The organism is Streptomyces sp. NBC_00727 (assembly GCF_045161745.1).
Lineage (GTDB): Bacteria > Actinomycetota > Actinomycetes > Streptomycetales > Streptomycetaceae > Streptomyces.
The window spans coordinates 5,245,572-5,269,507 of sequence record NZ_CP108981.1; the positions used below are offsets into that span (position 1 = coordinate 5,245,572).

A 23,936-nucleotide genomic window follows, 5' to 3' on the forward strand; every position below is an offset into this window, starting at 1 on the left:
CAACCCGTGCGCATCGCCAGGTTCTCCATCGACGGCAATGTCGCCTTCGGCGCGGTCGAGGGCGACGGGCCCGACGGTCTCGTCCTCGACATCATCAAGGGCATTCCGTACTCCGAGTTCGAGCTCTCCGGGACCAAGGTCCCGCTGAACAAGGTGCGGCTGCTGCCGCCCGTGCTCCCCAACAAGGTCGTGGCCATCGGCCGCAACTACGCGGAGCACGCCGCCGAACTCGGCAACGAGGTCCCCGACGTCCCCGTCGCCTTCTTCAAGCCCACCACCTCGGTGATCGGCTCCGGAGATGCCATCGAGTACCCCTCCTTCTCCGACGAGGTCCACCACGAGGCCGAACTGGCCGTGGTCATCGGCCGGATGTGCCGCGAAGTGCCGCGCGAGCGGGTCAAGGACGTCATTTTCGGCTACACCTGCGCCAACGACGTCACCGCCCGCGACGCCCAGAAGCGGGAGAAGCAGTGGGCCCGGGCCAAGGGCTTCGACACCTCCTGCCCCCTCGGCCCCTGGGTGGAGACCGACCTCGACCCCAGCGACCTCGCCATCCAGGCCACGGTCAACGGCGAGCAACGCCAGCTCGGCCGGACGAGCGACATGATCCGGACCATCGAGGACCTGGTCGTCCACATCACGGAAGCCATGACGCTGCTTCCGGGTGACGTGATCCTCACCGGCACTCCCGCAGGGGTCGGACCCCTCCATGTCGGCGACGAGGTCGCCGTCACCATCGAAGGCATCGGCACTCTCACCAACAAGGTGATCAAGCGTGGCTAACGCACCCGCAGTACGTGTACGTTTCTGTCCCTCCCCGACCGGCAACCCGCACGTCGGCCTGGTCCGGACGGCCCTCTTCAACTGGGCCTTCGCCCGGCACCACCAGGGCACCCTGGTCTTCCGCATCGAGGACACCGACGCGGCGCGCGACTCCGAGGAGTCCTACGAGCAGCTCCTCGACGCGATGCGCTGGCTCGGCCTGGACTGGGACGAGGGCCCCGAGGCCGGCGGCCCGCACGCCCCGTACCGCCAGTCGCAGCGGATGGACATCTACAAGGACGTCGCCGAGAAGCTCCTCGCCGGCGGCTACGCGTACCCCTGCTACTGCACCACCGAGGAGCTGGACACCCGCCGCGACGCCGCCCGCGCCGCCGGCCGGCCGTCCGGCTACGACGGCCACTGCCGCGAGCTGAGCGACGAGCAGAAGGCCGCGTACGAGGCCGAGGGGCGCACCTCGATCGTCCGCTTCCGGATGCCCGACGAGGCGATCACCTTCACCGACCTGGTCCGCGGCGACATCACCGTACAGCCGGAGAACGTCCCGGACTACGGCATCGTCCGCGCCAACGGCGCCCCGCTCTACACGCTGGTCAACCCGGTGGACGACGCGCTGATGGAGATCACCCACGTCCTGCGCGGCGAGGACCTGCTCTCCTCCACCCCGCGCCAGATCGCCCTGTACCGGGCGCTCATCGAGCTGGGCATCGCCAAGGACACCCCCGCCTTCGGACACCTGCCGTACGTCATGGGCGAGGGCAACAAGAAGCTTTCCAAGCGCGACCCGCAGGCCTCGCTCAACCTCTACCGCGAGCGCGGCTTCGTCCGCGAGGGGCTGCTCAACTACCTCTCGCTGCTCGGCTGGTCGATCGCCGAGGACCGCGACATCTTCGGCATCGACGAGATGGTCGCCGCCTTCGACATCAAGGACGTCAACGCCAACCCGGCCCGCTTCGACCTCAAGAAGTGCGAGCACGTCAACGCGGAGCACATCCGCCGCCTCGACGTGAAGACGTTCACCGAGGCGTGCGGCCCCTGGCTGCAGGCGCCGTTCGCCCCCTGGGCCCCGGAGTCCTTCGACGCGGCGGTCTTCGCCGAGATCGCCCCGCACGCCCAGACCCGGGTCACGGTGCTCTCCGAGATCACCGCCAACGTGGACTTCCTGTTCCTCGACGAGCCGGTGCACGACGAGGCGTCCTGGGCCAAGGCGATGAAGGAGGGCTCCGACGCCCTCCTCGTCACGGCCCGCGCCGAACTGATCGCCGCCGACTGGAACGCCGACGCCCTCAAGGCCGCCGTCCTCGCCGCCGGCGAGCAGCACGGCCTCAAGCTCGGCAAGGCCCAGGCCCCGGTCCGCGTGGCCGTCACCGGCCGCACGATCGGCCTCCCCCTCTTCGAGTCCCTGGAGATCCTGGGCCGCGAGAAGACGATCGCCCGCATCGACGCGGCGCTGGCGAAGCTGACCGCGTAACGACGCCGAACACACCGGAGGCCGGACCCCTTGGGGGCCCGGCCTCCGCCGTTTCCACGCCGCCTCCCGCCGGACACTCGAGCGAGAACGGGGCAGCGGATGTGGCGGTCGTCTCGGCACTCTTCCCCGCGCCGGCCACGCCGCAGCGGTGACCGCCGTCAAGGAGGCTCTGAAGAAGAAGGGCTTCGAGATCCAGGGCTTCGCCGTCAACAGGGACGAGGAGCGGGCGAACGCCGTGGACGCGCGGCATCCGGAGGATCATCAGTTCGTCTCCGTGGCGTCGGTGGGCAAGGACCTTCTCGTCTTCGTCGTGAACACCCCGTGCCTCCTGCCGCCCGGCGTCGACCAGCAGCGGTTCTGACCTCCCGCCGCGCGGGACCGGCGCGATAGCGTGGCCGTATGGCCATCAGAGCCGTCCTCTGGGACATCGACGACACGATCTTCGACCACACGGCGGCCGCCGCCACCGGCATGGCCCGGCATCTCGCGGCGGAGGGGCTGCCCCCGGGTTACGCCACGGCCGAAGAGGCCGTCGACGCGTGGCAGCGGGTCTCGCAGCGGCACTGGGCCCGGTTCTCCGCCGGAGAGACGGACTGGCAGGGGCAGCGGCGGGACCGGGCCAGGGAGTTCCTGGGGCGGGCGCTGGACGACGACGAGGCCGACGCCTGGTTCGCTCGCCACGTCTCGCACTACGAGTCCGCTTGGGCGCTCTTCCCGGACGCCGTACCCGCGCTCGACGCCCTGGCGGGGACGTACCGGCACGCCGTGCTGTCCAACTCGGCCCAGGAGTCGCAGCACCAGAAGCTGACCGTGCTCGGGGTGCGCGACCGGTTCGAGTCCCTGCTCTGCGCGGCCGAGCTGGGCGTCTCCAAGCCCGCTGCCGGGGCGTTCCTCGCCTCCTGCGAGGCGCTGGGACTCGACGCGCACGAGGTGCTGTACGTCGGGGACGAACCCGACATCGACGCCGCGGGAGCCGCCGCCGCCGGACTCGCCGCCGTCTGGCTGGACCGGCGCGGCAGAGGCGGGCGGCCCGAGCTGGCCCGGATCACGGGGCTGGACCAGCTGCCCGGGCTGCTCGCGGGCAATACCCGTTTTGGAGCGTCGGACACCTTCGGGTAATGTTCTTCCTGCGCCGCCCGAGCGGGCCGAAAGATCCGGCCGGGAAGCGCAGACAGAAACAAGGCCCCCAGGGGTTGCGTTTCAGTGGGCTATGGTGTAATTGGCAACACTACGGTTTCTGGTACCGTCATTCTAGGTTCGAGTCCTGGTAGCCCAGCGCAGTACAGAGCACATTGCAGGACAAGCCCCCGTTGTGTAGCGGCCTAGCACGCTGCCCTCTCACGGCAGTAGCGCCGGTTCGAATCCGGTCGGGGGTACAGATCCTTCCCGCGAGATCATCTGGGTCGCACCCACGGTCTCGATGCAGGATCGCTAGGGCCCCCGTTGTGTAGCGGCCTAGCACGCTGCCCTCTCACGGCAGTAGCGCCGGTTCGAATCCGGTCGGGGGTACTTGCAACACCATGGGCTATGGTGTAATTGGCAACACTACGGTTTCTGGTACCGTCATTCTAGGTTCGAGTCCTGGTAGCCCAGCGCAGTACAGAGCACATTGCAGGACAAGCCCCCGTTGTGTAGCGGCCTAGCACGCTGCCCTCTCACGGCAGTAGCGCCGGTTCGAATCCGGTCGGGGGTACAACAGGCAAGAGACGAAGGCCCTTCACTCCGGTGAAGGGCCTTTCGCTTGTACGCGGACCCGGACCGCCCCGCTCAATACCCGTACCGCCGGGCCGACTCCTCCTCCTGGGCCAGCCGGTGCAGCGACGTCAGCAGCGGCTCGTACAGCACCGCCGAGGCCACCGCCATCTCCACCTGCTGGGCGCGGCTCGGGTACGTCTCCAGCAGGTCCAGGTCCCGCACGGCCACCTCGTGCATCAGCCGGGCGTGCTCCTCCAAGTGCGCGCTCTCGTACGGATAGCCGAGCCGGGCGAGCGTGGCCAGGCCCGCGACGAGCGAGCGGTAGACGGGGGAGAGCTCGCCGATCTCCCGGGCGCCCGTCCATCCCAACCGGTCCAGCAGGGCGTCGACTTCCGCACGCGCCGCCGCCGTCTCCGGGCCCTCCTCGTCCGGCTCCGGCCCGTGCGGGAGCGCCCAGAGGGCCGCGCCCAGGCGGATCGTGCGACCCAGCGAGTCGTCGTCGACATGGGCGAGCACCTCGCGGGCCGTGGCGACGGGCAGGCGGCCGGCCTGGAGGAGTGCCCGGACCAGGCGCAGCCGGTGCAGATGGCTCTCGTCGTACTCCGCCTGCGTCGCGCTCAGCCGCTCGCCCGGCGGCAACAGTCCCTCGCGCAGGTAGTACTTGATCGTCGCGGTCGCGATGCCGCTGCGCTCGCTCAGTTCCGAGAGTCGCATGCCGTCCTTCCCTTGCGCCCACCCTTGGGCAGTGCCACTATCCAACCATTGGATAGTGGCACTCTCCAACAACATCCAGGGGGCTCGTGTGTCCACGAAAGTCATGCCGGGAAGGACGACCGCCGCAGCGGAGGGCGATGTCGTCGTCCTGCTGATCGGCATGCGCATCAACCACTTCAGAGGCGTGCACCACTGGCTGCCGGTCATGCTGGCGATGCTGCGCATGCTGCGGGAGTTGAAGGCGGACAGGGCCAGGGGGCTGCTCGGCCACATCCTGCTGTCCGGCTCACCGCGGACGTACTACGTCGTCCAGTACTGGGAGTCGAAGGAGAAGCTGTACGCGTATGCCTCGGCGCCCGACATGTTCCACCGCAAGGCCTGGGCGATGCTCAACCGCAAGGAGAAGAACTCCCGGCAGCACGTGGGGCTGTGGCACGAGACCTACATCGTGCCCGAGGGCGGCTACGAGTCCATATACGCCGACATGCCGGCGTACGGACTGGCCGCGGCGACGGGGTCGCTGCCGATCGAGGGGCGGGGCCGCCGCGCGGCGGACCGGCTCGCGCATCGATCCGGCGCGAAGTGACGCGGGGAGGGGCTGAGAAGGGGGCCGCCACGACGCTGGGGCGGCCACGGGAGAGGGGGCGCCGGCCGGGGCTCAGCCGGTGCGGCGCAGCGCCTCGCTCAGCCGGGCGGCCGAGTCGATGACGGCCTGGGCGTGCATCCGGCCCGGGTGCCGGGTCAGCCGCTCGATCGGTCCGGAGACCGAGACGGCGGCGACCACCCGGTTCGACGGCCCGCGCACCGGGGCCGAGACCGAGGCCACGCCCGGCTCGCGCTCACCGATCGACTGGGCCCAGCCGCGCCGCCGTACACCCGAGAGCGCCGTCGCCGTGAAGCGGGCGCCCTGGAGGCCGCGGTGCAGGCGCTCCGGCTCCTCCCAGGCCATCAGGATCTGCGCGGAGGAACCCGCCTTCATGGTGAGCGTGGAGCCGACCGGCACGGTGTCCCGCAGTCCGGACAGCCGCTCCGCCGCCGCCACGCAGATCCGCATGTCGCCCTGCCGGCGATAGAGCTGCGCGCTCTCGCCGGTGATGTCGCGCAGATGCGTGAGCACCGGCCCGGCCGTGGCCAGCAGGCGGTCCTCGCCCGCCGCTGCGGCCAGCTCGGAGAGCCGGGGGCCGAGAATGAACCGGCCCTGCATGTCCCTCGCCACCATCCGGTGGTGTTCCAGTGCCACGGCCAGCCTGTGGGCCGTGGGTCGTGCGAGCCCGGTCGCCGCGACCAGCCCGGCGAGGGTGGCCGGCCCGGACTCCAGGGCGCTCAATACCAGAGCCGCCTTGTCGAGAACGCCGACGCCGCTAGAGTTGTCCATACGACGATACTCGCGTCTCACTCTGTGAAACGCAAGTTCAATTTTCCCCGGAAGTTGCGAACCTGTACCGGCGGCCCCACAACGGCCCGTAGCCACCGCCCCGCACGGGGGTCCGGACGGGGGCGCACCGAATCTCTAGTTGGGCCGGCGATGACGCCGGCCGGAGGGAAAGCGATGGGTAGGACACTCGCGGAGAAGGTTTGGGACGATCACATCGTCCGGCGCGCCGAGGGCGAGCCCGACCTCCTCTTCATCGATCTGCACCTGCTGCACGAGGTGACCAGTCCCCAGGCGTTCGACGGCCTGCGGCAGGCCGGACGCCCGGTGCGGCGCCTCGATCTCACCATCGCCACCGAGGACCACAACACCCCGACCCTCGACATCGACAAGCCGATCGCCGACCCGGTCTCCCGTGCCCAGCTGGAGACGCTGCGGAAGAACTGCGCGGAGTTCGGCGTCCGGCTGCACCCGCTGGGCGACGTCGAGCAGGGCGTCGTGCACGTGGTCGGCCCGCAGCTGGGCCTGACCCAGCCCGGCACCACCGTGGTCTGCGGCGACTCCCACACCTCCACGCACGGCGCGTTCGGCGCCCTCGCGTTCGGCATCGGCACCAGCCAGGTCGAGCACGTGCTGGCCACCCAGACGCTGCCGATGGCCCGCCCGAAGACGATGGCGATCACCATCGACGGCGAACTGCCCGACGGCGTCACCGCCAAGGACCTGATCCTCGCGATCATCGCCCGGATCGGCACCGGCGGCGGCCAGGGCTACATCCTCGAATACCGCGGCTCCGCCATCGAGAAGCTCTCGATGGAGGCCCGGATGACCATCTGCAACATGTCGATCGAGGCCGGAGCGCGGGCGGGCATGATCGCCCCCGACGAGACCACCTTCGACTACCTCAAGGGCCGCGACCACGCCCCGCAGGGCGAGGACTGGGACGCCGCCGTCGCGTACTGGAAGACGCTGCGCACCGACGACGACGCGGTCTTCGACGCCGAGGTGGTCATCGAGGCAGCCGAACTGGCGCCGTTCGTCACCTGGGGCACCAACCCCGGCCAGGGCGCGCCCCTGTCGGCCAACGTCCCCGATCCCGCTTCGTACGAGGACGCCTCGGAGCGCAACGCCGCCGAAAAGGCCCTGGAGTACATGGGGTTGACCGCGGGGCAGCCGCTGCGCGAGATCAGCGTGGACACCGTCTTCGTAGGCTCCTGCACCAACGGCCGCATCGAGGACCTGCGCAACGCGGCTGCGATCATGGACGGCCGCAAAGTCGCCGACGGCGTACGGATGCTGGTCGTCCCGGGCTCCGTCCGGGTCGCCCTCCAGGCCGTCGACGAGGGCCTGGACAAGGTCTTCACCGCCGCCGGCGCCGAATGGCGGCACGCGGGCTGCTCGATGTGCCTCGGCATGAACCCCGACCAGCTGGCCCCCGGCGAGCGCTCCGCCTCCACCTCGAACCGCAACTTCGAGGGCCGGCAGGGCAAGGGCGGCCGTACGCACCTGGTCTCCCCGCAGGTCGCCGCCGCCACCGCCGTGCTGGGCCATCTGGCCTCGCCCGCCGACCTGTCCGACGCCCGTACGCCTGCCGGAGTCCGATAACCATGGAAGCTTTCACCACGCACACCGGCCGGGCCGTCCCGCTGCGCCGCAGCAACGTCGACACCGACCAGATCATCCCCGCCCACTGGCTGAAGAAGGTCACCCGGGACGGCTTCGAGGACGGGCTCTTCGAGGCCTGGCGCAAGGACGAGAACTTCGTCCTCAACCGCCCCGAGCGCAAGGGCGCGTCGGTCCTGGTCGCCGGCCCCGACTTCGGCACCGGCTCCTCCCGCGAGCACGCCGTCTGGGCCCTGCAGAACTACGGGTTCAAGGCCGTCATCTCCTCCCGGTTCGCCGACATCTTCCGCGGCAACTCGCTGAAGAACGGTCTGCTGACCGTGGTCCTCGACCAGCAGACGGTCGACGCCCTCTGGGAGCTGACGGAGGCCGACCCGACGGCCGAGGTGACCGTCGACCTGGAGGCCCGGCAGGTGCGCGCCGAGGGCATCACGGCCGGCTTCGAGCTCGACGAGAACGCCCGCTGGCGGCTGCTGAACGGGCTGGACGACATCAGCCTCACCCTTCAGAACGAAGGCGACATCGCGGCCTACGAGGCGGCCCGGCCGGCCTACAAGCCCCGCACAATTCAGGCCTGATCAGCGAGTTTTCAGGACTGCGCCCCCTGCCTTCTGGTAGGGGGCGCAGTCGTTTGTTGGGACCCCGTCGGGCGACAACTCGCCCCAGATGGCACAATCGGCGCATGGAACGCGACAGCCAACTCAAGCTTTACGGCCAAGTCGCCGACCAATTGAAGGAAGCGCACTCCCGGGTGCGCGCACTGCAAGTCCCGGACGGCGTAAGGATGGCGTTGAACCGGAAGCTGATGGTCGTGACGGCCACGGCGAAGCACGATCTCCCGGGCGCGGCAAGGCGTCTGGACCGGTTGATGAAGGACCTCGACGAGGGCCGATTCCCCGAAGGTGACTGACTCCGCAGAACTGCGCGGCGGTCGACTTCGTTGCGGCACTAGGGTGATTAGCCCGTTTCGTGTTTGATTTGCGGTATATATCTGCCTAACGTGCGAAAAAGCCTGAACAGATTCGTTCCGGCAATGTCTCCGAAGGGGAAGACGTGAACAAGGCGCAGCTCGTAGAAGCGATTGCCGACAAGGTCGGCGGCCGGCAGCAGGCCGCGGACGCCGTCGACGCGGTGCTCGACGCGATCGTCCGTGCGGTTGTCGCGGGGGACCGGGTCTCGGTCACCGGCTTCGGCTCGTTCGAGAAGGTCGACCGCCCCGCCCGCTACGCGCGCAACCCGCAGACGGGTGAGCGCGTGCGGGTCAAGAAGACCTCGGTGCCCCGCTTCCGCGCGGGCCAGGGCTTCAAGGACCTGGTGAGCGGCTCCAAGAAGCTCCCCAAGAACGACGTGGCCGTGAAGAAGGCACCCAAGGGCAGCCTCTCGGGCGGTTCTTCCACCCGTACGACGGCCAAGGCCGCCGCCAAGAAGGCCACCGCGAAGAAGGCCACCGCCAAGAAGGCGGCGACCCCGGCGAAGAAGACCACCGCCGCCGCCAAGAAGACCACCGCGACCGCGAAGAAGACCTCGCCCGCGAAGAAGACGACGACGGCCACCGCGAAGAAGGCCACCCCGGCGGCGGCGAAGTCGGCGGCGGCCAAGAAGACCACCACCGCCAAGACCGCGCCCGCCAAGAAGACCACGGCGAAGAAGGCGCCCGCGAAGAAGACCACCGCGCGCAAGACCACGGCCAAGAAGGCCACCGCGCGCAAGAAGTGAGACCGGGCCACAGGGCCCCCACACGCGCCGGGCCGGGCTCCCCTCGGGGAGCCCGGCCCGCGGGCTGTCCGGGGGGAGCGCACCCACCCCGCAACGGCTCAGAACGTCTGCAGCGTCACCAGGGTGATCCGCAGCCCGGCACCCTCGCCCTCGCCCTCGATCCGCACCCGCTGCCCCGGACGCAGCAGCCGCAGGCCGCCGGCGTCGAAGGCCGCCGCGCCGAAGTCCACCGGGGTGCCGTCGTCGAGCAGCACACTGCCGCTGCGGGTCACGGGGTCGTACGTGTACGAGGTCGCCTGCATGGGTGCAGACTATCGGTCCGGTGCGAACGCCCCGGCGGCCCAGCGGCCCGCCGTGAACGGGCCGACGCCCAGCGCCAGCGCCACCCGCAGGTCGTCACCGGTGTCCACGTCCCGGCGCACCGAATCGATCCCCGGCAGCGTGATTTCCACCGCGCCCGACGCCAGGTGCCGCGACCGCGACGGACCGCCGAAAGCGGGCCGCAATTCCACCCCCGGACCGGCCGACAGAAATGTCGTCCCGATTCCCGCCGCATCGGGAACAAATGCGCGGGGAAAAGCGGCAGAGAATTCGAGGACCCGGGACAATTCCGCCGGCCGCAGCGCGGGCAGATCCGCGTTGAGCGCGGCCAGCGGCGCGCCCGGCCGGGCCGCCCGGGCCACCCGCTCACCGTGCGCGAGGGCCGCGTTGAGCCCCGCGGCCGGGGAGTCGGGCACGATGCGGGCGCCGAGCGCGCCCAGTGCCGCCCCCGCCGCCGTGTCGTCCGTGACGACCACCACATCCGCCACGTCCGGGCAGGACAGCGCGGCGGCCACCGTGTCACGGGCGAAGGCGAGGGCGAGCCGGGGCCGCAACAGGGCGCCGGAGGCGGGCGCCAGCCTGCTCTTGGCCCGCGCCAGGGGCTTCAACGGGACGACCAGCGACCAGCGGCCGGCCGGGTCGCTGGTCGTGGCGGTGCCTGACTCGATACGCATCGCCACCCATTCTCGCCTGCCGGTGCGCCGACCCGGAGGGTCGCTCCCCGGGGCGAGGCGTACGGTGTTCTCGACATAGCAGGGGCCTGGGGCGAGACTTGACCCTCGGTAGTCAGACAGCAATCAGCTCCACAGCCCCGTTCGCAGAGGAAAGGTGTCCGAGTGTCCCGCCGCAGAATCGGCTTCTGGTACCGCCTGGCGGCGGTCATCGCGAAACCGCCGCTGGTGGTTCTGTTCAAGCGCGACTGGCGGGGAATGGAACACATTCCGGCCGACGGCGGATTCATCACGGCGGTCAACCACAACTCGTACCTGGACCCGCTCTCGTACGGGCACTTCCAGTACAACACCGGCCGCGTGCCGCGGTTCCTGGCCAAGGCCGGGCTCTTCAAGGCCCCCTTCGTCGGCATGATGCTGCGCGGCACCGGCCAGATCCCCGTCTACCGCGAGACCACCAACGCGCTGGACGCCTTCCGGGCCGCCGTCAACGCCATCGAGCGCGGCGAGTGCGTCTGCTTCTACCCCGAGGGCACCCTCACCCGCGACCCCGACATGTGGCCGATGGCCGGCAAGACCGGCGCCGCCCGCGTCGCGTTGATGACCCGCGCCCCCGTGATCCCGGTCGCGCAGTGGGGCGCCAACGAGGCGATGCCGCCGTACGCCACGGAGAAGAAGGTGCGCCTCCTGCCCCGCAAGACCCTCCGGGTCCAGGCCGGGCCGCCCGTCGACCTCTCCCGGTTCTACGACAAGGAACCGACGCCCGAGCTGCTGCGCGAGGTCACCGAGGTGATCATGCGGGCGGTCACCGCGCAACTGGAGGAGATCCGGGGGCAGCAGGCACCCGCCGAGCCCTACGATCACCGCAAGGCCCGTGCCGAACAGCGGCGCAGGGCCCAAGGAGAGGGACTCACGTGACGCACCCCGCGAAGGCCGCCGTCTTCGGAACCGGCTCATGGGGTACGGCCTTCGCCATCGTCCTCGCGGACGCGGGCTGCGAGGTGACGCTCTGGGGCCGCCGGGCCGAGGTCGCCGAGGCCGTCAACACCACCCGTACCAACCCCGACTATCTGCCGGGCATCGAACTGCCCGCCACCGTCCGGGCCACCACGGACGCCGCCGAGGCGCTGCGCGGCGCCGACTTCGCGGTCCTCGTCGTGCCCTCCCAGACGCTGCGCGCCAACCTCGCCGACTGGGCCCCGCACCTGGAGCCGCAGACGGTGCTGGTCTCCCTGATGAAGGGCGTCGAACTCGGCACCGCCAAGCGGATGAGCGAGGTCATCGAGGACGTCACCGGGGTGTCCGACGACCGCGTCGCCGTCATCACGGGACCCAACCTCGCCAAGCCGATCGCCGAACGCCTTCCCGCCGCGGCCGTCGTCGCCTGCCGGGACGAGTCCGTCGCCCAGCGCCTCCAGGCCGCCTGCCACACCCCGTACTTCCGCCCGTACACCAGCACCGACGTGGTCGGCTGCGAACTCGGCGGCGCCGTCAAGAACGTCATCGGCCTCGCCGTCGGCATCTCGGACGGCATGGGGCTCGGCGACAACGCCAAGGGCTCGCTCATCACCCGGGGCCTCGCCGAGACGATCCGGCTGGGCGCGGCCATGGGTGCCGACCCGCTGACGTTCTCCGGACTCGCGGGTCTGGGCGACCTGGTGGCGACCTGCTCCTCGCCGCTCTCGCGCAACCACACCTTCGGCATGAACCTCGGCCGGGGCATGACGCTCCAGGAGGCCATCGCCGCCACCAAGCAGACCGCCGAGGGCGTCAAGTCCTGCGAATCGGTGCTCGACCTGGCCCGCAGGCATGGCGTCGAGATGCCGCTGACCGAGACCATCGTCGGCATCGTCCACGAGGGCAAGCCGCCGAAGGTCGCGGTCAAGGAGCTGATGTCGCGCAGCGCCAAGGCCGAACGGCACTGACCCCGTTCGGCCCCGGGCGGCCCGTGCCACGCTGACGCGACCGGTACCAGCAGGTACGCTCATCGCGATATGAGCAGCGAGAACCTCCCCCAGAACACGGAGCACCAGCTCCGCAAGCCGCGTGTGGCCGTCGTGTTCGGCGGCCGCAGCTCCGAACACGGCATTTCGGTGGTCACGGCCGGCGCCGTCCTGAACGCCATCGACCGGACCAAGTACGACGTCCTGCCGATCGGCATCACGACGGACGGCCGCTGGGCGCTCACCGCCGACGAACCGGAACGCATGGCCATCGCGAACCGGCGGATGCCGGACGTGGACCAGCTCGCCGAGTCCGACGAGGGCGGCGTCGTACTCTCCGTCGACCCCGGCAGCCGCGAAGTGGTCTATACCGAGCCCGGCGCGGTGCCCAAGGCGCTCGGCGAGGTCGACGTCGTCTTCCCCGTCCTCCACGGCCCGTACGGCGAGGACGGCACCCTGCAGGGCCTCCTGGAGCTGTCCGGCGTGCCGTACGTGGGCGCCGGCGTCCTCGCCTCGGCCGTCGGCCAGGACAAGGAGTACATGAAGCGCGTCTTCACCTCCTTCGGCCTCCCCGTCGGTCCGTACCTGGTCGTCCGCCCCCGCGAGTGGGACAGCGACCGGGCCGCCGCCCGCGAGCGCATCACCGGCTTCGCCGCGGAGCACGGCTGGCCGCTCTTCATCAAGCCCGCCCGGGCCGGCTCGTCCATCGGCATCACCAAGGTCGACGACGTCTCCGGGCTCGACGCGGCCATCGAAGAGGCCCGCCGCCACGACCCCAAGTTCCTCGTCGAGTCCCTGCTGCGGGGACGCGAGATCGAGTGCGGGGTCCTGGAGTTCGAGGACGGGCCGCGCGCCAGCGTGCCGGCCGAGATCCCGCCGGTCACCGCGCACGACTTCTACGACTTCGAGGCCAAGTACATCGACGCCGCCTCCGGGATCGTGCCGGCGCCGCTCACCGCCGAGCAGACCGCCGAGGTCCAGCGGCTCGCCGTCGAGGCCTTCGAGGCGTGCTCCTGCGAGGGCCTGGTGCGCGCCGACTTCTTCCTCACCGAGGACGGCGGCTTCGTCATCAACGAGATCAACACCCTGCCGGGCTTCACCCCGATCTCCATGTACCCGCGCATGTGGCAGGAGAGCGGCGTCAGCTACCCGCAGCTGGTGGACCGCCTCATCCAGGCGGCGCTCACCCGGCCGACCGGGCTTCGCTGACCCACCGGGCACGGCGAAGGGCGTGCGCTCGGAGCGAGCGCACGCCCTACAGCCGGAGCGGAACCGCCTTCTTCACCGCAGGGGCGAAAGCCGCGAGCGGGGTCGTGTCATGTGCGTACGCCTCCGAGAACGAGACCTCGACGTACGTCACGCGCAAGGTGGTCGTCAGCCGGGGGCCGTCGTCCTCCCGCTGCTCCAGCATCCAGTTCACGCCGCTCGCGGTGATCCCCTTCGACTGGTCGTCGTCCATCTCGGCGGGGCGCTCCACACCGCAGCGCAGTACGATCGCCCCGTCCCCCCACCCGGCGGTCAGTTCCGAACCGGGTTCGGGATCACTCCGCTCCAGACCGGCCACGGTATCCGGCAGTTCCCTGTCCAGCGCGCGGCAGTAGGCTGCGGCTTCCGGGGACGGGGAGGGCACCGTGACCGACGCCGTCGCGTCGCCCGCGGAGCAGCCCGCCGCGGCCAGCAACAGCAGGGCGGCGGACGGACCGAGGAGCACGGGGTGGAGGAGCCGGCGGCTGGATGACGTCACCGGCCCAGCGTAGACGGGGGCTAGAGGTGAACGACCGGGCAGGTCAGGGTTCGGGTGATGCCGTCCACTTGCTGGACCCGCGCCACCACCATGCGTCCGAGTTCGTCGACCGTGTCGGCCCGGGCGCGCACGATCACGTCGTAGGGGCCGGTGACGTCTTCTGCCTGGATGACTCCCGGGATTTTGGAGATGGTCTCGGCGACGGTCGACGCCTTGCCCACCTCGGTCTGAATGAGGATGTACGCCTGTACCACGGAACCTCCAGAGCGGCCACGAGGATCATGTGGGGGAAAGGGACGCCACGTTATCGCGTCGCCGTGCGTGGCGGGGAGACCCGCGGGCCGGATGACGTCCTCAGCGTGGCGTACAGAACGCACAAGTTGACGTATCTCTTGACAGTACCGACAGCAGTGACGGCACGCGACCGCGAGTGGGGCGGCGCGCACGGGGGACAGGCCGGAGGTTCCGGCCCGACAGATGAGAGGTGACACTCGGTGAAGGCAACCGTGGGCGAGTTGGGGGAGTTCGGGCTCATCAGAGAGCTCACGTCCCGGCTCACCACCACTCCGGCGGTCCGGCTCGGCCCGGGCGACGACGCCGCGGTCGTGACCGCCCCCGACCGCAGGGTCGTGGCCAGCACGGACATCCTGCTGGAGGGACGGCACTTCCGGCGCGACTGGTCGACGGCGTACGACGTGGGCCGCAAGGCCGCCGCGCAGAACCTCGCCGACATCGCCGCCATGGGCGCCGTGCCCACCGCACTGCTCCTCGGCCTCGTCGTCCCCGCCGAACTCCCGGTCACCTGGGCCGCGGAGCTGATGGACGGCCTGCGCGACGAGTGCCAGGTCGCGGGGGCGGCCGTGGTCGGCGGGGACGTGGTCCGCGGCGACACCATCACCGTCGCGATCACCGCGCTCGGCGACCTGCGCAACCACGAACCCGTCACCAGGGCCGGCGCCCAGCCCGGGGACGTCGTCGCCGTCACCGGCTGGCTCGGCTGGTCCGCCGCCGGGTTCGCCGTGCTCTCCCGGGGCTTCCGCTCGCCCCGCGCCTTCGTCGAGGCCCACCGCCGCCCCGAACCGCCGTACCACGCGGGCCCCGCGGCCGCCGGACTCGGCGCCACCGCCATGACCGACGTCAGCGACGGGCTCGTCGCGGACCTCGGGCACATCGCCGAGGCCAGCAAGGTCCGCATCGACCTGCGCTCCGGGCTCATCGACGTGCCGTCCCAGATGTCGGACATCGGGCAGGCCGTCGGCGTCGACCCCCTCCAGTGGGTGCTGACCGGCGGCGAGGACCACGCGATCGTCGCGACCTTCCCGCCCGACGTGAAGCTGCCGGCCCGCTGGAAGGTGATCGGCGAGGTCCTCAACCCCTCGGCGCTGCCCCAGGTGACGGTCGACGGAGCGCCCTGGACCAGCAAGAACGGCTGGGACCACTTCGGCGACATCGAGGACGCCTGAAGCCTGTCCGGCGGACCAGGGCCGGACAGGCCTCAGGGCCTGTATTGAGTTCCCCGTCTGCGCCCCGACGCCCGGCACTTCCCCAAGGTCTCGGCTTCGCTCGACCAGGGGAGACCCCATTGCTCGCTGCACGGCGGTCCAGGACAGGTGGCTCCGCCACATGACCTGGACCGCCGCACACCGATCGCACGCACCGACCGCCGCTGCGCCCGCCCTCCGGGCGGACGACGGGGTACTCAATACAGGCCCTAGTAGATTGCGGCGTATGCCGATAACCACCTCCGTACCGCCCCGCGTGCTCACCGTCGCCGGATCCGACTCCGGCGGCGGTGCGGGCATCCAGGCCGACCTCAAGACGATGCTCGCGCTCGGTACGCACGGGATGAGCGTGCTCACCGCCGTCACCGCGCAGAACTCCCTCGGCGTCCAGGGCGCCTGGGAGCTGCCCGCCGACGCGGTCCGCGCCCAGTACCGCAGCGTCGTCGACGACATCGGCGTCGACGCGGTCAAGACCGGGATGCTGGCGTCCGCGCCGCTCGTCGAGACCGTCGCGGAGCTCCTCGCGGGGACCGCGGCGCCCGTCGTCGTCGACCCGGTCGGCGTCTCCAAGCACGGCGACCCGCTCCTCGCCGCGGACGCCCTCGAATCGGTCCGTACGAAGCTGCTGCCCGTCGCGACCGTGGCGACCCCCAACCTCGACGAGGTGGCGCAGCTCACCGGCATCACCGTCACCGACGAGGCCGGGATGCGCCGGGCCGCCGGCGCGCTGCTCGGATTCGGGCCCCGCTGGGTCGTGATCAAGGGCGGTCACCTGCCCGGCGAGCCCGTAGACCTGCTCACCGACGGCAGCGAGGAGCACTGGCTGCGCGCCCCCCGCCACGACAACCGGCACACCCACGGCACCGGCTGCACCCTCGCCTCCGCCATCGCGAGCCATCTGGCGCGGGGCGCCGAGGTGCCGGCGGCGGTCCGGGCCGCGAAGGAGTACGTCACCGGTGCGATCGAGGCGGGGTTCCCGCTCGGCACGGGCATCGGCCCGGTCCGCCACGGCTGGCGGCTGCGCGACGCGGGCTGACCGCGCGGCCCGCCGGGGCGCGGGCCTCCGCCCCCGGCGTCCGGGCACAGCAAAAAGCCGGTCCACCGAGATGGACCGGCTTTTTGGGCAACCGGTAGGGCTGCGCTACGACGGGAACGTCAGCGCGCGACCTTGCCGGCCTTGATGCACGAGGTGCAGACGTTGAGCCGCTTCGGCGTCCGACCGACCACGGCACGCACGCGCTGGATGTTGGGGTTCCAGCGACGGGACGTACGGCGGTGCGAGTGCGAAATACTGTTGCCGAAGCTCGGCCCCTTGCCGCAAACGTCGCAGTTGGCAGCCACGGGTCACTCCAAAGACTTCAGATGCACTTACAGTGAATTCCGATACGCCGGATTCAGGAACTGAAGTGGCGGTACCGGAGGAATGTCCCGACTCTCGTCGGGCAACCGAAGCAGCATACAACGCCTGCTCCGGAGATACGAAACTACCATGGCTTCCACCACCGCCCTCCCCGCCCCCGACCCGGCCGCACCCCCGGACCGGGCTAGGGTCTGTCCGGCGGATCAGGGCCTGCCTGCGGTGCAGCCGGCAGCCCCGCCCCCATTCCGAGTCCCTTCCGAGGAGGACCCGAGGTGCCGCAGACCGCCGACGAACCGGATGCCGTCGCGGTACGTACGTGGTGCGCGCTGGCCCTGGACGCGCTCGGCCGGGAGCGCGAGGCGATCGACGCGATCAACGTCTACCCGGTCGCCGACGGGGACACCGGCACCAACCTCTACCTGACCGTGGAATCCGCGGCGGCCGCCGTCGAAGCGGTGTTCGCCGCCCACGAGACCGGCACCTCGGTCCCCTCCGCCGCCGACGCGGTACGGGCCATGGCCCACGGCGCCCTGATCGGCGCCCGGGGCAACTCCGGCACGATCCTGGCCCAGCTCCTGCGCGGCATGGCCGGTGTCCTCGCGGAGGGCACCGGCGGCGACCGGATGCGCCTCGCGCTCGACCGGGCCGCGGCCTGGGCCCGCGAGGCCGTCGCCCACCCCGTCGAGGGCACCGTCCTCACCGTCGCGGACCGGGCCGCGGCCGCCGCCGGACGCGCGGTGCCCGGCGCGGACACCGCCGAGGTGGCCCGGGCCGCCTACGAGGGGGCGCGCGCCGCGCTGGACGCCACCCCCGGACAGCTCCCCGCCCTCGCCAGGGCCGGGGTCGTCGACGCCGGCGGACGCGGCCTGGTCACCCTGCTCGGAGCCCTGGTCCAGGCCGTCTCCGGACGCGCCCCGGAGCGGCCGTACGAGGCCCCCGTGCCGTTCGTCCCGGTGGCCGGCGACGACAAGGAGTGCCCGGCGGGCGACGACGGGGACGGGGGCGGCCCCGCCTTCGAGGTCATCTACCTGTTGGAGGCCGGCGACGAGGCCGTCGAACGGCTGCGCACCCGGCTGGACGTGCTCGGCGACTCCCTGGTCGTGGTCGGCGGCGACGGCCTGTGGAACGTCCACGTCCACGTGGACGACGCGGGCGCCGCGGTGGAGGCCGGAGTCGAGGCCGGCCGGCCGTACCGCATCCGGATCACCCACTTCGCCGCCGACCGCACGCACGCACGCCCCGAGCCCGCCCGCCGCGCGGTCGTCGTGGTCGTCCCGGGCGGCGGGCTGGCCGCCCTGTGCCGGGAGGCCGGCGCGACCACCGTGCTCGCCCGGCCCGGCGAGCCGCCCGCCAGCGGCGAACTCGTCGACGCGATCCGCCGCGCCCACGCCCGCGAGGTGGTCCTGCTGCCCAACGACGCGGACCTCCGCCACACCGCCGCTGCCGCCGCCGAACAGGCCAGGGCCCAGGGCGTCCGGGTCGCCCTCATCCCGACCCGGGCCGCGGTCCAGGGCATCGCGGCCCTGGCCGTCCACGAGCCGGACCGCAGCTTCGACGAGGACGTGGTCGCCATGACCGCGGCGGCCGGCGCCACCCGCTACGCCGAGCTGGCCGTCGCCGAACGGCAGTCCTGGACCTCGGCGGGCATCTGCCAGGCCGGCGACATCCTCGGCCTCATCGACGGTGACGTGGCCGTCATCGGCCAGGACGTCCCCGGCACCGCCCGCAAGGTCCTGGACCGCATGCTGGCGGCCGGCGGCGAGCTGGTCACCCTCGTCCTCGGCGAGACCACCCCGCCCACCCTCGCCGACGCCCTGGAACAACACGTCCGCGAGGCCCACTTGGCGGTGGACACGACGACGTACGAGGGCGGCCACCAGGGCGCACCGCTGATGATCGGGGTGGAGTAGGACCGCCAAATCAAGCCCGTCCGGCGCAAAATCAAGCCCGTCCGGCGATTGAGGACGGAACTCCGCGCCGGGGCGCCGCCGCGCTCACGGACCGCCGAAATCAAGCCCGTCCGGCGATTGAGGACAAGACGGCGCGCCGGACGACCCGGGCGCTACAACACCGCCCGCCGCCCGCCAGGGCTACGCCCCGGTCACATACGCCCGCACCGACTCCGCCTCCGCCCGCCGCGCGTCCACCGTCTCGTCCGACCCCTCCGGCACCCCCTCGTACGCCTCCAGCACCACCCGTACCCGCTCCAGCGCGGCCGGCCCCCGGCCGAGATCCGCCTCCAGCCACGCGGCCATCAGCACCGCGGCCGTGCTGAGGCCGAGATGGCCGGACCCCGCCGAGCGGAAGGTCTCCGCCGCCCGCTCGGCGTACCCCAGCGCCTCCTCGTACGCCAGCCGCACCGGTTCGTCCGGCGCCTCGCCCGGCTCGCCCTCGCAGGACTGCACGATCAGGTCGGCCGTCTGCCGGTACGTGCTCGCCAGCTCCGCCCCCAGCTCCGGACGCGCCGCGCACTCCCGCTCCGCCTCGGCCATGAACTTCCGCGCCCGGTCCAGCTGGTCCTCCCGCAGCGCGATCCAGGCCCGTACGCGCAGCGTCCGTACCAGACCCGGAACCTCGTCCAGCGACCGCCACAGCTCCCCGGCCCGCGCGTAGGCGCGCTCGGCCTCCGGGTTCAGCTCGGCCCGGTACAGGGCCTGCCCGGCGAGCTGGGCGAGCATCGCGTGGTCGTGCTGCTCCGGCCACCCGCGCGCGACGTCCGCCGCCCGCAGCCAGTGCTCCGCCGCCGCCCTCGGCTCGTCGAGCGTCATCAGCGCGTCGCCGAGCCACCACAGCGTCTGGACGAGCATGCCGTCGCCGTGGTGCTCGGCCGAGATGTCCGGCAGGACGGCCTCCAGCACGGCCGCCGCCTCCGCCGCCCGCCCGAGCGGCAGCAGCCAGCCGCCGAGCTGGTGCCGGGTGTAGACGCCCAGCGTGTCGCCCTCGCCCGCCTCGTCCGCCCAGTGCGAGGCGTCCAGGGCGCGGTCGGCCGCCTCGGCGAGCTGCCCGGTCGCGGCGAGCACCTCGGCCAGCCGGAGATGGAGCCGGGCCAGGCCGGGCGGGCCGACGAACGGCTCCCCGTGCTCCAGGGCCGCCCGCGCGGCCCGCTCCGCCGTCGCGAAGTCCTCCAGACCGGCCGCGGTCTGCGCCGTCCAGGTCTCGTACTCCACCGCGGCCCACGGCTGCCCGGCCCCGTACACCTCGGTGGACGCCCGCTCGTACAGCCCGAGGGCGGCCGGGGCGTCGCCCCGGTGCGCGGCGACGTTCCCGAGGAATCCCAGTGCCTCCGCGGTCCGGGTGGCGAGCCGGTCCTCGCCGCGCCGGGGCTCGGTGAACGCCAGCACCTCACCGGCCGTCTCCTCGAGGTCCGCGACCGCGGCCTCGTGCGCCTCCTCGTCCTGCGCCCGCAGCATCCGCTGCTCGGCGATCCGGGCCCGGCAGATCAGGACACCGGCCGCCTGCCGGGCGGTGGCCCCGCCCGCGGCGTGCAGCGCGAGTGCCTGCTCCACCAGCGGTGCGATCAGGGCCGCCGCCTCATCGGCCTCCCCGTCCAGCGCCCGGGCGAACACGCTCCTGGCCCGTGCCGCGACGGCCTCGCCCGCGTCGCCCCCGGCCTCGTACAGACCGGCCGCCTTCCCGAACCCCACCGCGGCCTCGGCGGGCGGACAGGTGCCGTCCATCGCGAGGTGGTCCTCCAGGTTCGCCCGGTCCAGGGGCGCGAGGTCCGCCCCCTCGTCCCCGGCCCGCTCGCCCACCGCCTGCCAGGCCTCCCGGGCCTCGGGGCGCTGCGCCTCGGACAGCCGGTACGCCTCGGCGAGCAGTGCGGCCAGGTCCGGCGCCTCCGCCGCGGGGGCCGCTGCCACAGGACGTACGGGGGAGGGCGCGGCGCTCACCGGCCGCACGGCCCGTACACCCAGTGGCAGCCGGTCGAGCAGCGGGACCCGGTCCAGGCGTTCGCGCACCTCCTGGCTCACGTGCGCGTTGCCGTTGCGCTCGTCGAAGCGGGCGGCGAGGGCGAGCGCCCGGGCCCGGGCCTCGACGGCGAGCGACGCGGCCGTCCACTCGGTCCCCGCCGGACCGGGCACCGCCTGACCGCCGTGGCCGAGCGCGACCAGCCGGTCCATGAGCAGGGCGGTCACGGTCAGGAAGCTCATCAGGCTGCCCGGGTTGCCGCTGTCGGTGAAGTACGCCGGCCGCTCCCCGAGGATCTCCAGGCCCCGCGCCTCGTTGCCGGTCAGCGCGCAGAACTCGATGTGCAGGCCGGCCGAGTAGCGCATGCTCTCCATCGTCCGGACCATCCGGTACCCGCGCAGATGGTGCGCCCGCGCCTGCTCCGCGCGGCCCGTCCGCAGCAGCGGCAGCAGGGAGGCCGCCAGCACGGCGTGCGGCTCGTGCGCACAGACGTGCTCGCCGTCCAGCACCGGCGCCCAGGTCTTCAGCGCCTCCTCGTCCCGGCCGCTCCACACCTGCCAGGAGCCCTGGCCGTGCAGCTCGCAGGCGTGGCAGTTGGCCATCCGGTCCCGGTCGGCGGCCAGCCAGGCGGTGAACGCCCGCTCGCCCCGCTCCCGGTCGCCCAGGTGCTGGGCGATCCCCAGCTCGCCCTGGCACACGGCCCGCTCCGAGTGGCCGGCCAGCCGGTAGCGGTGCGCCATCTCCGCCTGCCACTTCTCGATCGAGGCGAGCGGGATGTGCGGCTGGTCGGTCATCGAGCTGGAGACCCACTTGAACATCCAGAACAGATGGTGGGTCATGACATCGCTGAACTCGCCCGGCTGTTCGTCCCACATGCGCAGCAGCCGCGCGAACGGGACGAACATCTTGTCCTTCTCGGAGCTGTAGTTGTAGACCTGCAGCTGATGGACCAGGGCCTCGATCAGCAGCCCGGCGTCCCCGCACTGCTCGGCCTCGGCCAGCAGCCGCTCCGCGCGGGCATTGCGCGCGGGCCCCTCCGGTTCGTCCTGGTTGTCCCGCAGGGCCTGGCGGATCGTCTCGGCGTCGGCGCTCATCGGCCGTCCTCCTGGGGGTTCACGGGCGGTATGCGGTCGGTTCCGGGCGGCGCGACCGGGGGCGCGGCCCACTCCAGGAGCCCCAGGAACGCACGGTTCAGCAGCGCGGAGTCGGCCGGCCGCAGCGGCCGTTGCGCCATCAGCAGGGCCTGCCCGTACAGCGCCTCCGTCGCGGTCGCGGCCAGCTCCGGGGTGTCCAGCGCACCGATCCGCCGGATCAGCGGATTGAGCTGGTTCAGTACGAGCCGGGCGCGCGGCGCGCTCCCGCGCAGCGAGCCCAGGATGCCCGCCCACAGGTCGTCCGCCTGCTCCTCGGCCTCCGCCCTGGCCTGCTCGTGACGGGCCGACCGGTCGTCCAGGTGCAGCGCGGGCGTGGTCACCGGGTGGAAGGCGCGCAGCACCACGTCGCAGCCCAGCGGGTCGAGCCGGGCGCGCGCCGCCGCCAGGAACGGGCCGAGCGCCAGCTCCTCGCGCGGGTCGACGGCGTCCAGATGCGCGGTCACCGTGTCCGCGTCCAGCTCCGCGACCACCGTCCCGGGCCGGGCCGCGGGCAGCCGCTCGACCAGTTCGGTGTCGTACGTGTAGCCGCCGTTGACCACCCCGATGCCCTGCGCGGACGCGATCGGCGCGACCTGCCGGAACTCCTCCACGGACCGCGTGAAGTGCACCACCGGGTGGCGCCGGGCGAACTCCTCCAGCGACAGCCGCCCGTCCGTCGTCTCGAACGGCAGCCACGGCAGCATCGTCCGCCACATCGCGTCGTCGTGCCGGGCCAGCGACTTCACGCCCAGGTGGTGCACGGCGAGGAACTGCGCCAGCCGCTCCGGATCACCCGCGGCGAGACCCGTGAGCCACTCCCTGATCCGGTCGCCCAGCGCGTCCCGTACGGCCGCCAGCGTCTCGTCCGCGTACAGCGCCTCCCGCGAGGCCGTCGGCCGCAGGCTGTCCGTGTCGATCACGCACCGCACGAAGAACGCCCACTCGGGCAGCAGTTCGTCCGCCCGGTCCGTCAGCAGCATGCCCTTGAGATGGACCCGGTGGCCCGCCCGCTGCGCCGGGCTGACCGCCGACGGCAGGACGTGCGCCACCCCGCGTATACCGGCGAGCGGCAGCGCGAGGTCGATCGTGTCGAGCGGGGTGAAGCCGAACTGCTCGTGGCAGTGGCGCGCCAGCGCCACCCGCCGAGCGGCCGGGCTCGGATACGGCCGGTCCCACACCGCCGGCAGCGCCGTGACGGCCGCCTCGCCGACCCGGACGTCGTACGGCAGCAGCGAACCGAAGTCACGGGCCAGCGACAGCACCCGCTCCTCCGTCAGCCACTCGCCGCTGCCCGGCCGGGCCGTCAGCAACACGGTCGTCCCCGGCTCGGGGCGCGCGCTGTCGGGCAGCGTACGGACGGTGTACGAACCGTCGTCCCGCGCGCACCACTCCACGGGCGGCTGCCCGGGCGTGCGCGCGGACCGGCTCACCACCCGGATCTCGGCGGCCACCACGAAGCACGCCAGCAGCCCGATGCCGAACTGGCCCAGGAACCCGGCACGCGCCGAGGCGAGACCCTCGGCACCGTCCCGCTTGGAGCTGCGGCCGATCGTGGCGAGCAGGCTGTGCACATCGGCCTCGGTCAGGCCGATGCCGCTGTCCTCCACTCGCAGCCGGCCGTCCTGCGCGTACAGCCGCACCAGCGCGGGCGCGTCCGGCTCCTCGGCCCGGCGGGCGGTGATGGCGTCGACGGCGTTCTGCAGCAGCTCGCGCAGATAGACGCGCGGCGAGGAGTAGAGGTGATGGGAGAGAAGGTCGACAAGGCCGCGCAGATCCACCTGGAAGGTGTGCGGTTCCCTGGCAACGGCCGGATCAGATGCTGAAGTCTCAGAAGATGTCATCGTCGCAGCGCCGGTGGGGGGACTGACGACGGCGCGGGTCGGGCGATCCCGGTAGGTGATCGCGGACGGGTGGCGTGGGGAGCCGATCCTAGGGTCGCATCACGATTCCGACCAGGAGATTCCGGGGTCCGGCGGCGCCCG

The 23,936-nt window shown here is 72.1% G+C and carries 24 protein-coding genes and 5 tRNA genes; 20 read left to right on the forward strand and 9 right to left on the reverse strand.

The features are described from left to right. Positions 1 to 6: 6 nt before the first annotated feature. The 9 genes from OG242_RS23860 (at position 7) to OG242_RS23900 (ending at position 3,944) form a co-directional block, all read left to right on the forward strand. Positions 7 to 783 carry a fumarylacetoacetate hydrolase family protein gene (locus OG242_RS23860; RefSeq protein ID WP_306057846.1) on the forward strand — a complete coding sequence of 259 codons (777 nt, stop codon included), beginning with the start codon at positions 7 to 9 and terminating at the stop codon, positions 781 to 783. Next, on the forward strand, positions 776 to 2,251 hold the full coding sequence (gene gltX, locus OG242_RS23865) for a glutamate--tRNA ligase (protein WP_405900102.1): 1,476 nt from the start codon (positions 776 to 778) through the stop codon (positions 2,249 to 2,251). The genes OG242_RS23860 and gltX overlap by 8 nt, the downstream gene beginning before the upstream one ends. A gap of 148 nt (positions 2,252 to 2,399) precedes the next feature. Beyond that, the gene (locus tag OG242_RS23870) at positions 2,400 to 2,612 is read left to right on the forward strand and encodes a hypothetical protein (protein WP_405900103.1); all 213 of its coding nucleotides are present in this window, start codon (positions 2,400 to 2,402) and stop codon (positions 2,610 to 2,612) included. Positions 2,613 to 2,650: 38 nt separating this feature from the next. Continuing rightward, a complete protein-coding gene (locus OG242_RS23875) occupies positions 2,651 to 3,370 on the forward strand; it encodes an HAD family hydrolase (RefSeq protein WP_405900104.1) in 720 nt (239 codons plus the stop codon). 85 nt (positions 3,371 to 3,455) lie between these two features. Next, positions 3,456 to 3,527 (forward strand) — tRNA-Gln (locus tag OG242_RS23880). Positions 3,528 to 3,554: 27 nt separating this feature from the next. Next, positions 3,555 to 3,627: transfer RNA gene (locus tag OG242_RS23885), tRNA-Glu, on the forward strand. Positions 3,628 to 3,687: 60 nt separating this feature from the next. Beyond that, positions 3,688 to 3,760, forward strand: a tRNA-Glu gene (locus tag OG242_RS23890). A 12-nt stretch (positions 3,761 to 3,772) separates the two neighbouring features. Continuing rightward, positions 3,773 to 3,844: transfer RNA gene (locus OG242_RS23895), tRNA-Gln, on the forward strand. A 27-nt stretch (positions 3,845 to 3,871) separates the two neighbouring features. Then, positions 3,872 to 3,944, forward strand: a tRNA-Glu gene (locus tag OG242_RS23900). 74 nt (positions 3,945 to 4,018) lie between these two features. Here OG242_RS23900 and OG242_RS23905 read toward each other — a convergent pair. Further along, positions 4,019 to 4,660 carry a MerR family transcriptional regulator gene (locus tag OG242_RS23905; RefSeq protein WP_405900105.1) on the reverse strand — a complete coding sequence of 214 codons (642 nt, stop codon included), beginning with the start codon at positions 4,658 to 4,660 and terminating at the stop codon, positions 4,019 to 4,021. Between the two features lie 103 nt (positions 4,661 to 4,763). Here OG242_RS23905 and OG242_RS23910 point away from each other — a divergent pair, with 103 nt between their 5' ends. Continuing rightward, positions 4,764 to 5,246: a DUF4188 domain-containing protein gene (locus OG242_RS23910; RefSeq protein WP_402329748.1), complete on the forward strand. Its 483-nt coding sequence runs from the start codon at positions 4,764 to 4,766 to the stop codon at positions 5,244 to 5,246. Positions 5,247 to 5,318: 72 nt separating this feature from the next. On the opposite strand, the gene ndgR is transcribed toward OG242_RS23910, so the two are convergent. Next, on the reverse strand, positions 5,319 to 6,035 hold the full coding sequence (ndgR, locus tag OG242_RS23915; protein WP_003966003.1) for an IclR family transcriptional regulator NdgR: 717 nt from the start codon (positions 6,033 to 6,035) through the stop codon (positions 5,319 to 5,321). A 174-nt stretch (positions 6,036 to 6,209) separates the two neighbouring features. On the opposite strand from ndgR, the gene leuC reads away from it, so the two are divergent. The 4 genes from leuC to OG242_RS23935 all read left to right on the forward strand — a co-directional run bounded on the left by leuC (position 6,210) and on the right by OG242_RS23935 (position 9,371). Next, positions 6,210 to 7,637 (forward strand): 3-isopropylmalate dehydratase large subunit, encoded by a 1,428-nt coding sequence (leuC, locus tag OG242_RS23920; RefSeq protein ID WP_405900106.1) that lies wholly within the window; start codon positions 6,210 to 6,212, stop codon positions 7,635 to 7,637. Between the two features lie 2 nt (positions 7,638 to 7,639). Continuing rightward, positions 7,640 to 8,233 carry a 3-isopropylmalate dehydratase small subunit gene (leuD, locus tag OG242_RS23925; RefSeq protein ID WP_405900107.1) on the forward strand — a complete coding sequence of 198 codons (594 nt, stop codon included), beginning with the start codon at positions 7,640 to 7,642 and terminating at the stop codon, positions 8,231 to 8,233. A gap of 104 nt (positions 8,234 to 8,337) precedes the next feature. Next, positions 8,338 to 8,565 carry a hypothetical protein gene (locus tag OG242_RS23930; protein WP_026242491.1) on the forward strand — a complete coding sequence of 76 codons (228 nt, stop codon included), beginning with the start codon at positions 8,338 to 8,340 and terminating at the stop codon, positions 8,563 to 8,565. Positions 8,566 to 8,708: 143 nt separating this feature from the next. Continuing rightward, a complete protein-coding gene (locus OG242_RS23935; protein WP_405900108.1) occupies positions 8,709 to 9,371 on the forward strand; it encodes an HU family DNA-binding protein in 663 nt (220 codons plus the stop codon). Between the two features lie 98 nt (positions 9,372 to 9,469). Here the strand turns inward: OG242_RS23935 and OG242_RS23940 are convergent, their stop codons facing one another. Both OG242_RS23940 and cofC read right to left on the reverse strand, forming a co-directional pair. Further along, a complete protein-coding gene (locus OG242_RS23940) occupies positions 9,470 to 9,673 on the reverse strand; it encodes a hypothetical protein (protein WP_018521363.1) in 204 nt (67 codons plus the stop codon). A gap of 9 nt (positions 9,674 to 9,682) precedes the next feature. Next, positions 9,683 to 10,366 carry a 2-phospho-L-lactate guanylyltransferase gene (gene cofC / locus OG242_RS23945; RefSeq protein WP_405900109.1) on the reverse strand — a complete coding sequence of 228 codons (684 nt, stop codon included), beginning with the start codon at positions 10,364 to 10,366 and terminating at the stop codon, positions 9,683 to 9,685. A gap of 162 nt (positions 10,367 to 10,528) precedes the next feature. Between cofC and OG242_RS23950 the strand changes: the two genes are divergently transcribed. From OG242_RS23950 to OG242_RS23960, 3 genes are all read left to right on the forward strand, one after another. Beyond that, the gene (locus OG242_RS23950) at positions 10,529 to 11,281 is read left to right on the forward strand and encodes a lysophospholipid acyltransferase family protein (RefSeq protein WP_405900110.1); all 753 of its coding nucleotides are present in this window, start codon (positions 10,529 to 10,531) and stop codon (positions 11,279 to 11,281) included. Further along, on the forward strand, positions 11,278 to 12,288 hold the full coding sequence (locus OG242_RS23955; RefSeq protein WP_405900111.1) for an NAD(P)H-dependent glycerol-3-phosphate dehydrogenase: 1,011 nt from the start codon (positions 11,278 to 11,280) through the stop codon (positions 12,286 to 12,288). The genes OG242_RS23950 and OG242_RS23955 overlap by 4 nt, the downstream gene beginning before the upstream one ends. A 69-nt stretch (positions 12,289 to 12,357) precedes the next feature. Then, positions 12,358 to 13,515, forward strand: coding sequence for a D-alanine--D-alanine ligase family protein (locus tag OG242_RS23960; RefSeq protein ID WP_405900112.1), 1,158 nt, complete (start codon positions 12,358 to 12,360; stop codon positions 13,513 to 13,515). A 46-nt stretch (positions 13,516 to 13,561) separates the two neighbouring features. Here OG242_RS23960 and OG242_RS23965 read toward each other — a convergent pair whose 3' ends face one another. Both OG242_RS23965 and OG242_RS23970 read right to left on the reverse strand, forming a co-directional pair. Continuing rightward, positions 13,562 to 14,050 carry a DUF3515 domain-containing protein gene (locus OG242_RS23965; protein ID WP_405900113.1) on the reverse strand — a complete coding sequence of 163 codons (489 nt, stop codon included), beginning with the start codon at positions 14,048 to 14,050 and terminating at the stop codon, positions 13,562 to 13,564. A gap of 20 nt (positions 14,051 to 14,070) precedes the next feature. Continuing rightward, the gene (locus OG242_RS23970; RefSeq protein ID WP_405900114.1) at positions 14,071 to 14,304 is read right to left on the reverse strand and encodes an Lrp/AsnC family transcriptional regulator; all 234 of its coding nucleotides are present in this window, start codon (positions 14,302 to 14,304) and stop codon (positions 14,071 to 14,073) included. A 240-nt stretch (positions 14,305 to 14,544) separates the two neighbouring features. Here OG242_RS23970 and OG242_RS23975 point away from each other — a divergent pair, with 240 nt between their 5' ends. Both OG242_RS23975 and thiD read left to right on the forward strand, forming a co-directional pair. Then, positions 14,545 to 15,513, forward strand: coding sequence for a thiamine-phosphate kinase (locus OG242_RS23975; RefSeq protein ID WP_405900115.1), 969 nt, complete (start codon positions 14,545 to 14,547; stop codon positions 15,511 to 15,513). A 265-nt stretch (positions 15,514 to 15,778) separates the two neighbouring features. After that, a complete protein-coding gene (thiD, locus tag OG242_RS23980; RefSeq protein WP_405900116.1) occupies positions 15,779 to 16,588 on the forward strand; it encodes a bifunctional hydroxymethylpyrimidine kinase/phosphomethylpyrimidine kinase in 810 nt (269 codons plus the stop codon). 119 nt (positions 16,589 to 16,707) lie between these two features. On the opposite strand, the gene rpmB is transcribed toward thiD, so the two are convergent. Continuing rightward, positions 16,708 to 16,893: a 50S ribosomal protein L28 gene (gene rpmB / locus OG242_RS23985; protein ID WP_003965989.1), complete on the reverse strand. Its 186-nt coding sequence runs from the start codon at positions 16,891 to 16,893 to the stop codon at positions 16,708 to 16,710. Between the two features lie 291 nt (positions 16,894 to 17,184). Here rpmB and OG242_RS23990 point away from each other — a divergent pair, with 291 nt between their 5' ends. Further along, positions 17,185 to 18,822 (forward strand): DAK2 domain-containing protein, encoded by a 1,638-nt coding sequence (locus tag OG242_RS23990; protein WP_405900117.1) that lies wholly within the window; start codon positions 17,185 to 17,187, stop codon positions 18,820 to 18,822. A gap of 180 nt (positions 18,823 to 19,002) precedes the next feature. Here OG242_RS23990 and OG242_RS23995 read toward each other — a convergent pair whose 3' ends face one another. Both OG242_RS23995 and OG242_RS24000 read right to left on the reverse strand, forming a co-directional pair. After that, a complete protein-coding gene (locus OG242_RS23995; protein WP_405900118.1) occupies positions 19,003 to 21,915 on the reverse strand; it encodes a tetratricopeptide repeat protein in 2,913 nt (970 codons plus the stop codon). Beyond that, positions 21,912 to 23,795, reverse strand: coding sequence for an HSP90 family protein (locus OG242_RS24000; protein ID WP_405900119.1), 1,884 nt, complete (start codon positions 23,793 to 23,795; stop codon positions 21,912 to 21,914). The genes OG242_RS23995 and OG242_RS24000 overlap by 4 nt, the downstream gene beginning before the upstream one ends. Positions 23,796 to 23,936 lie beyond the last annotated feature (141 nt).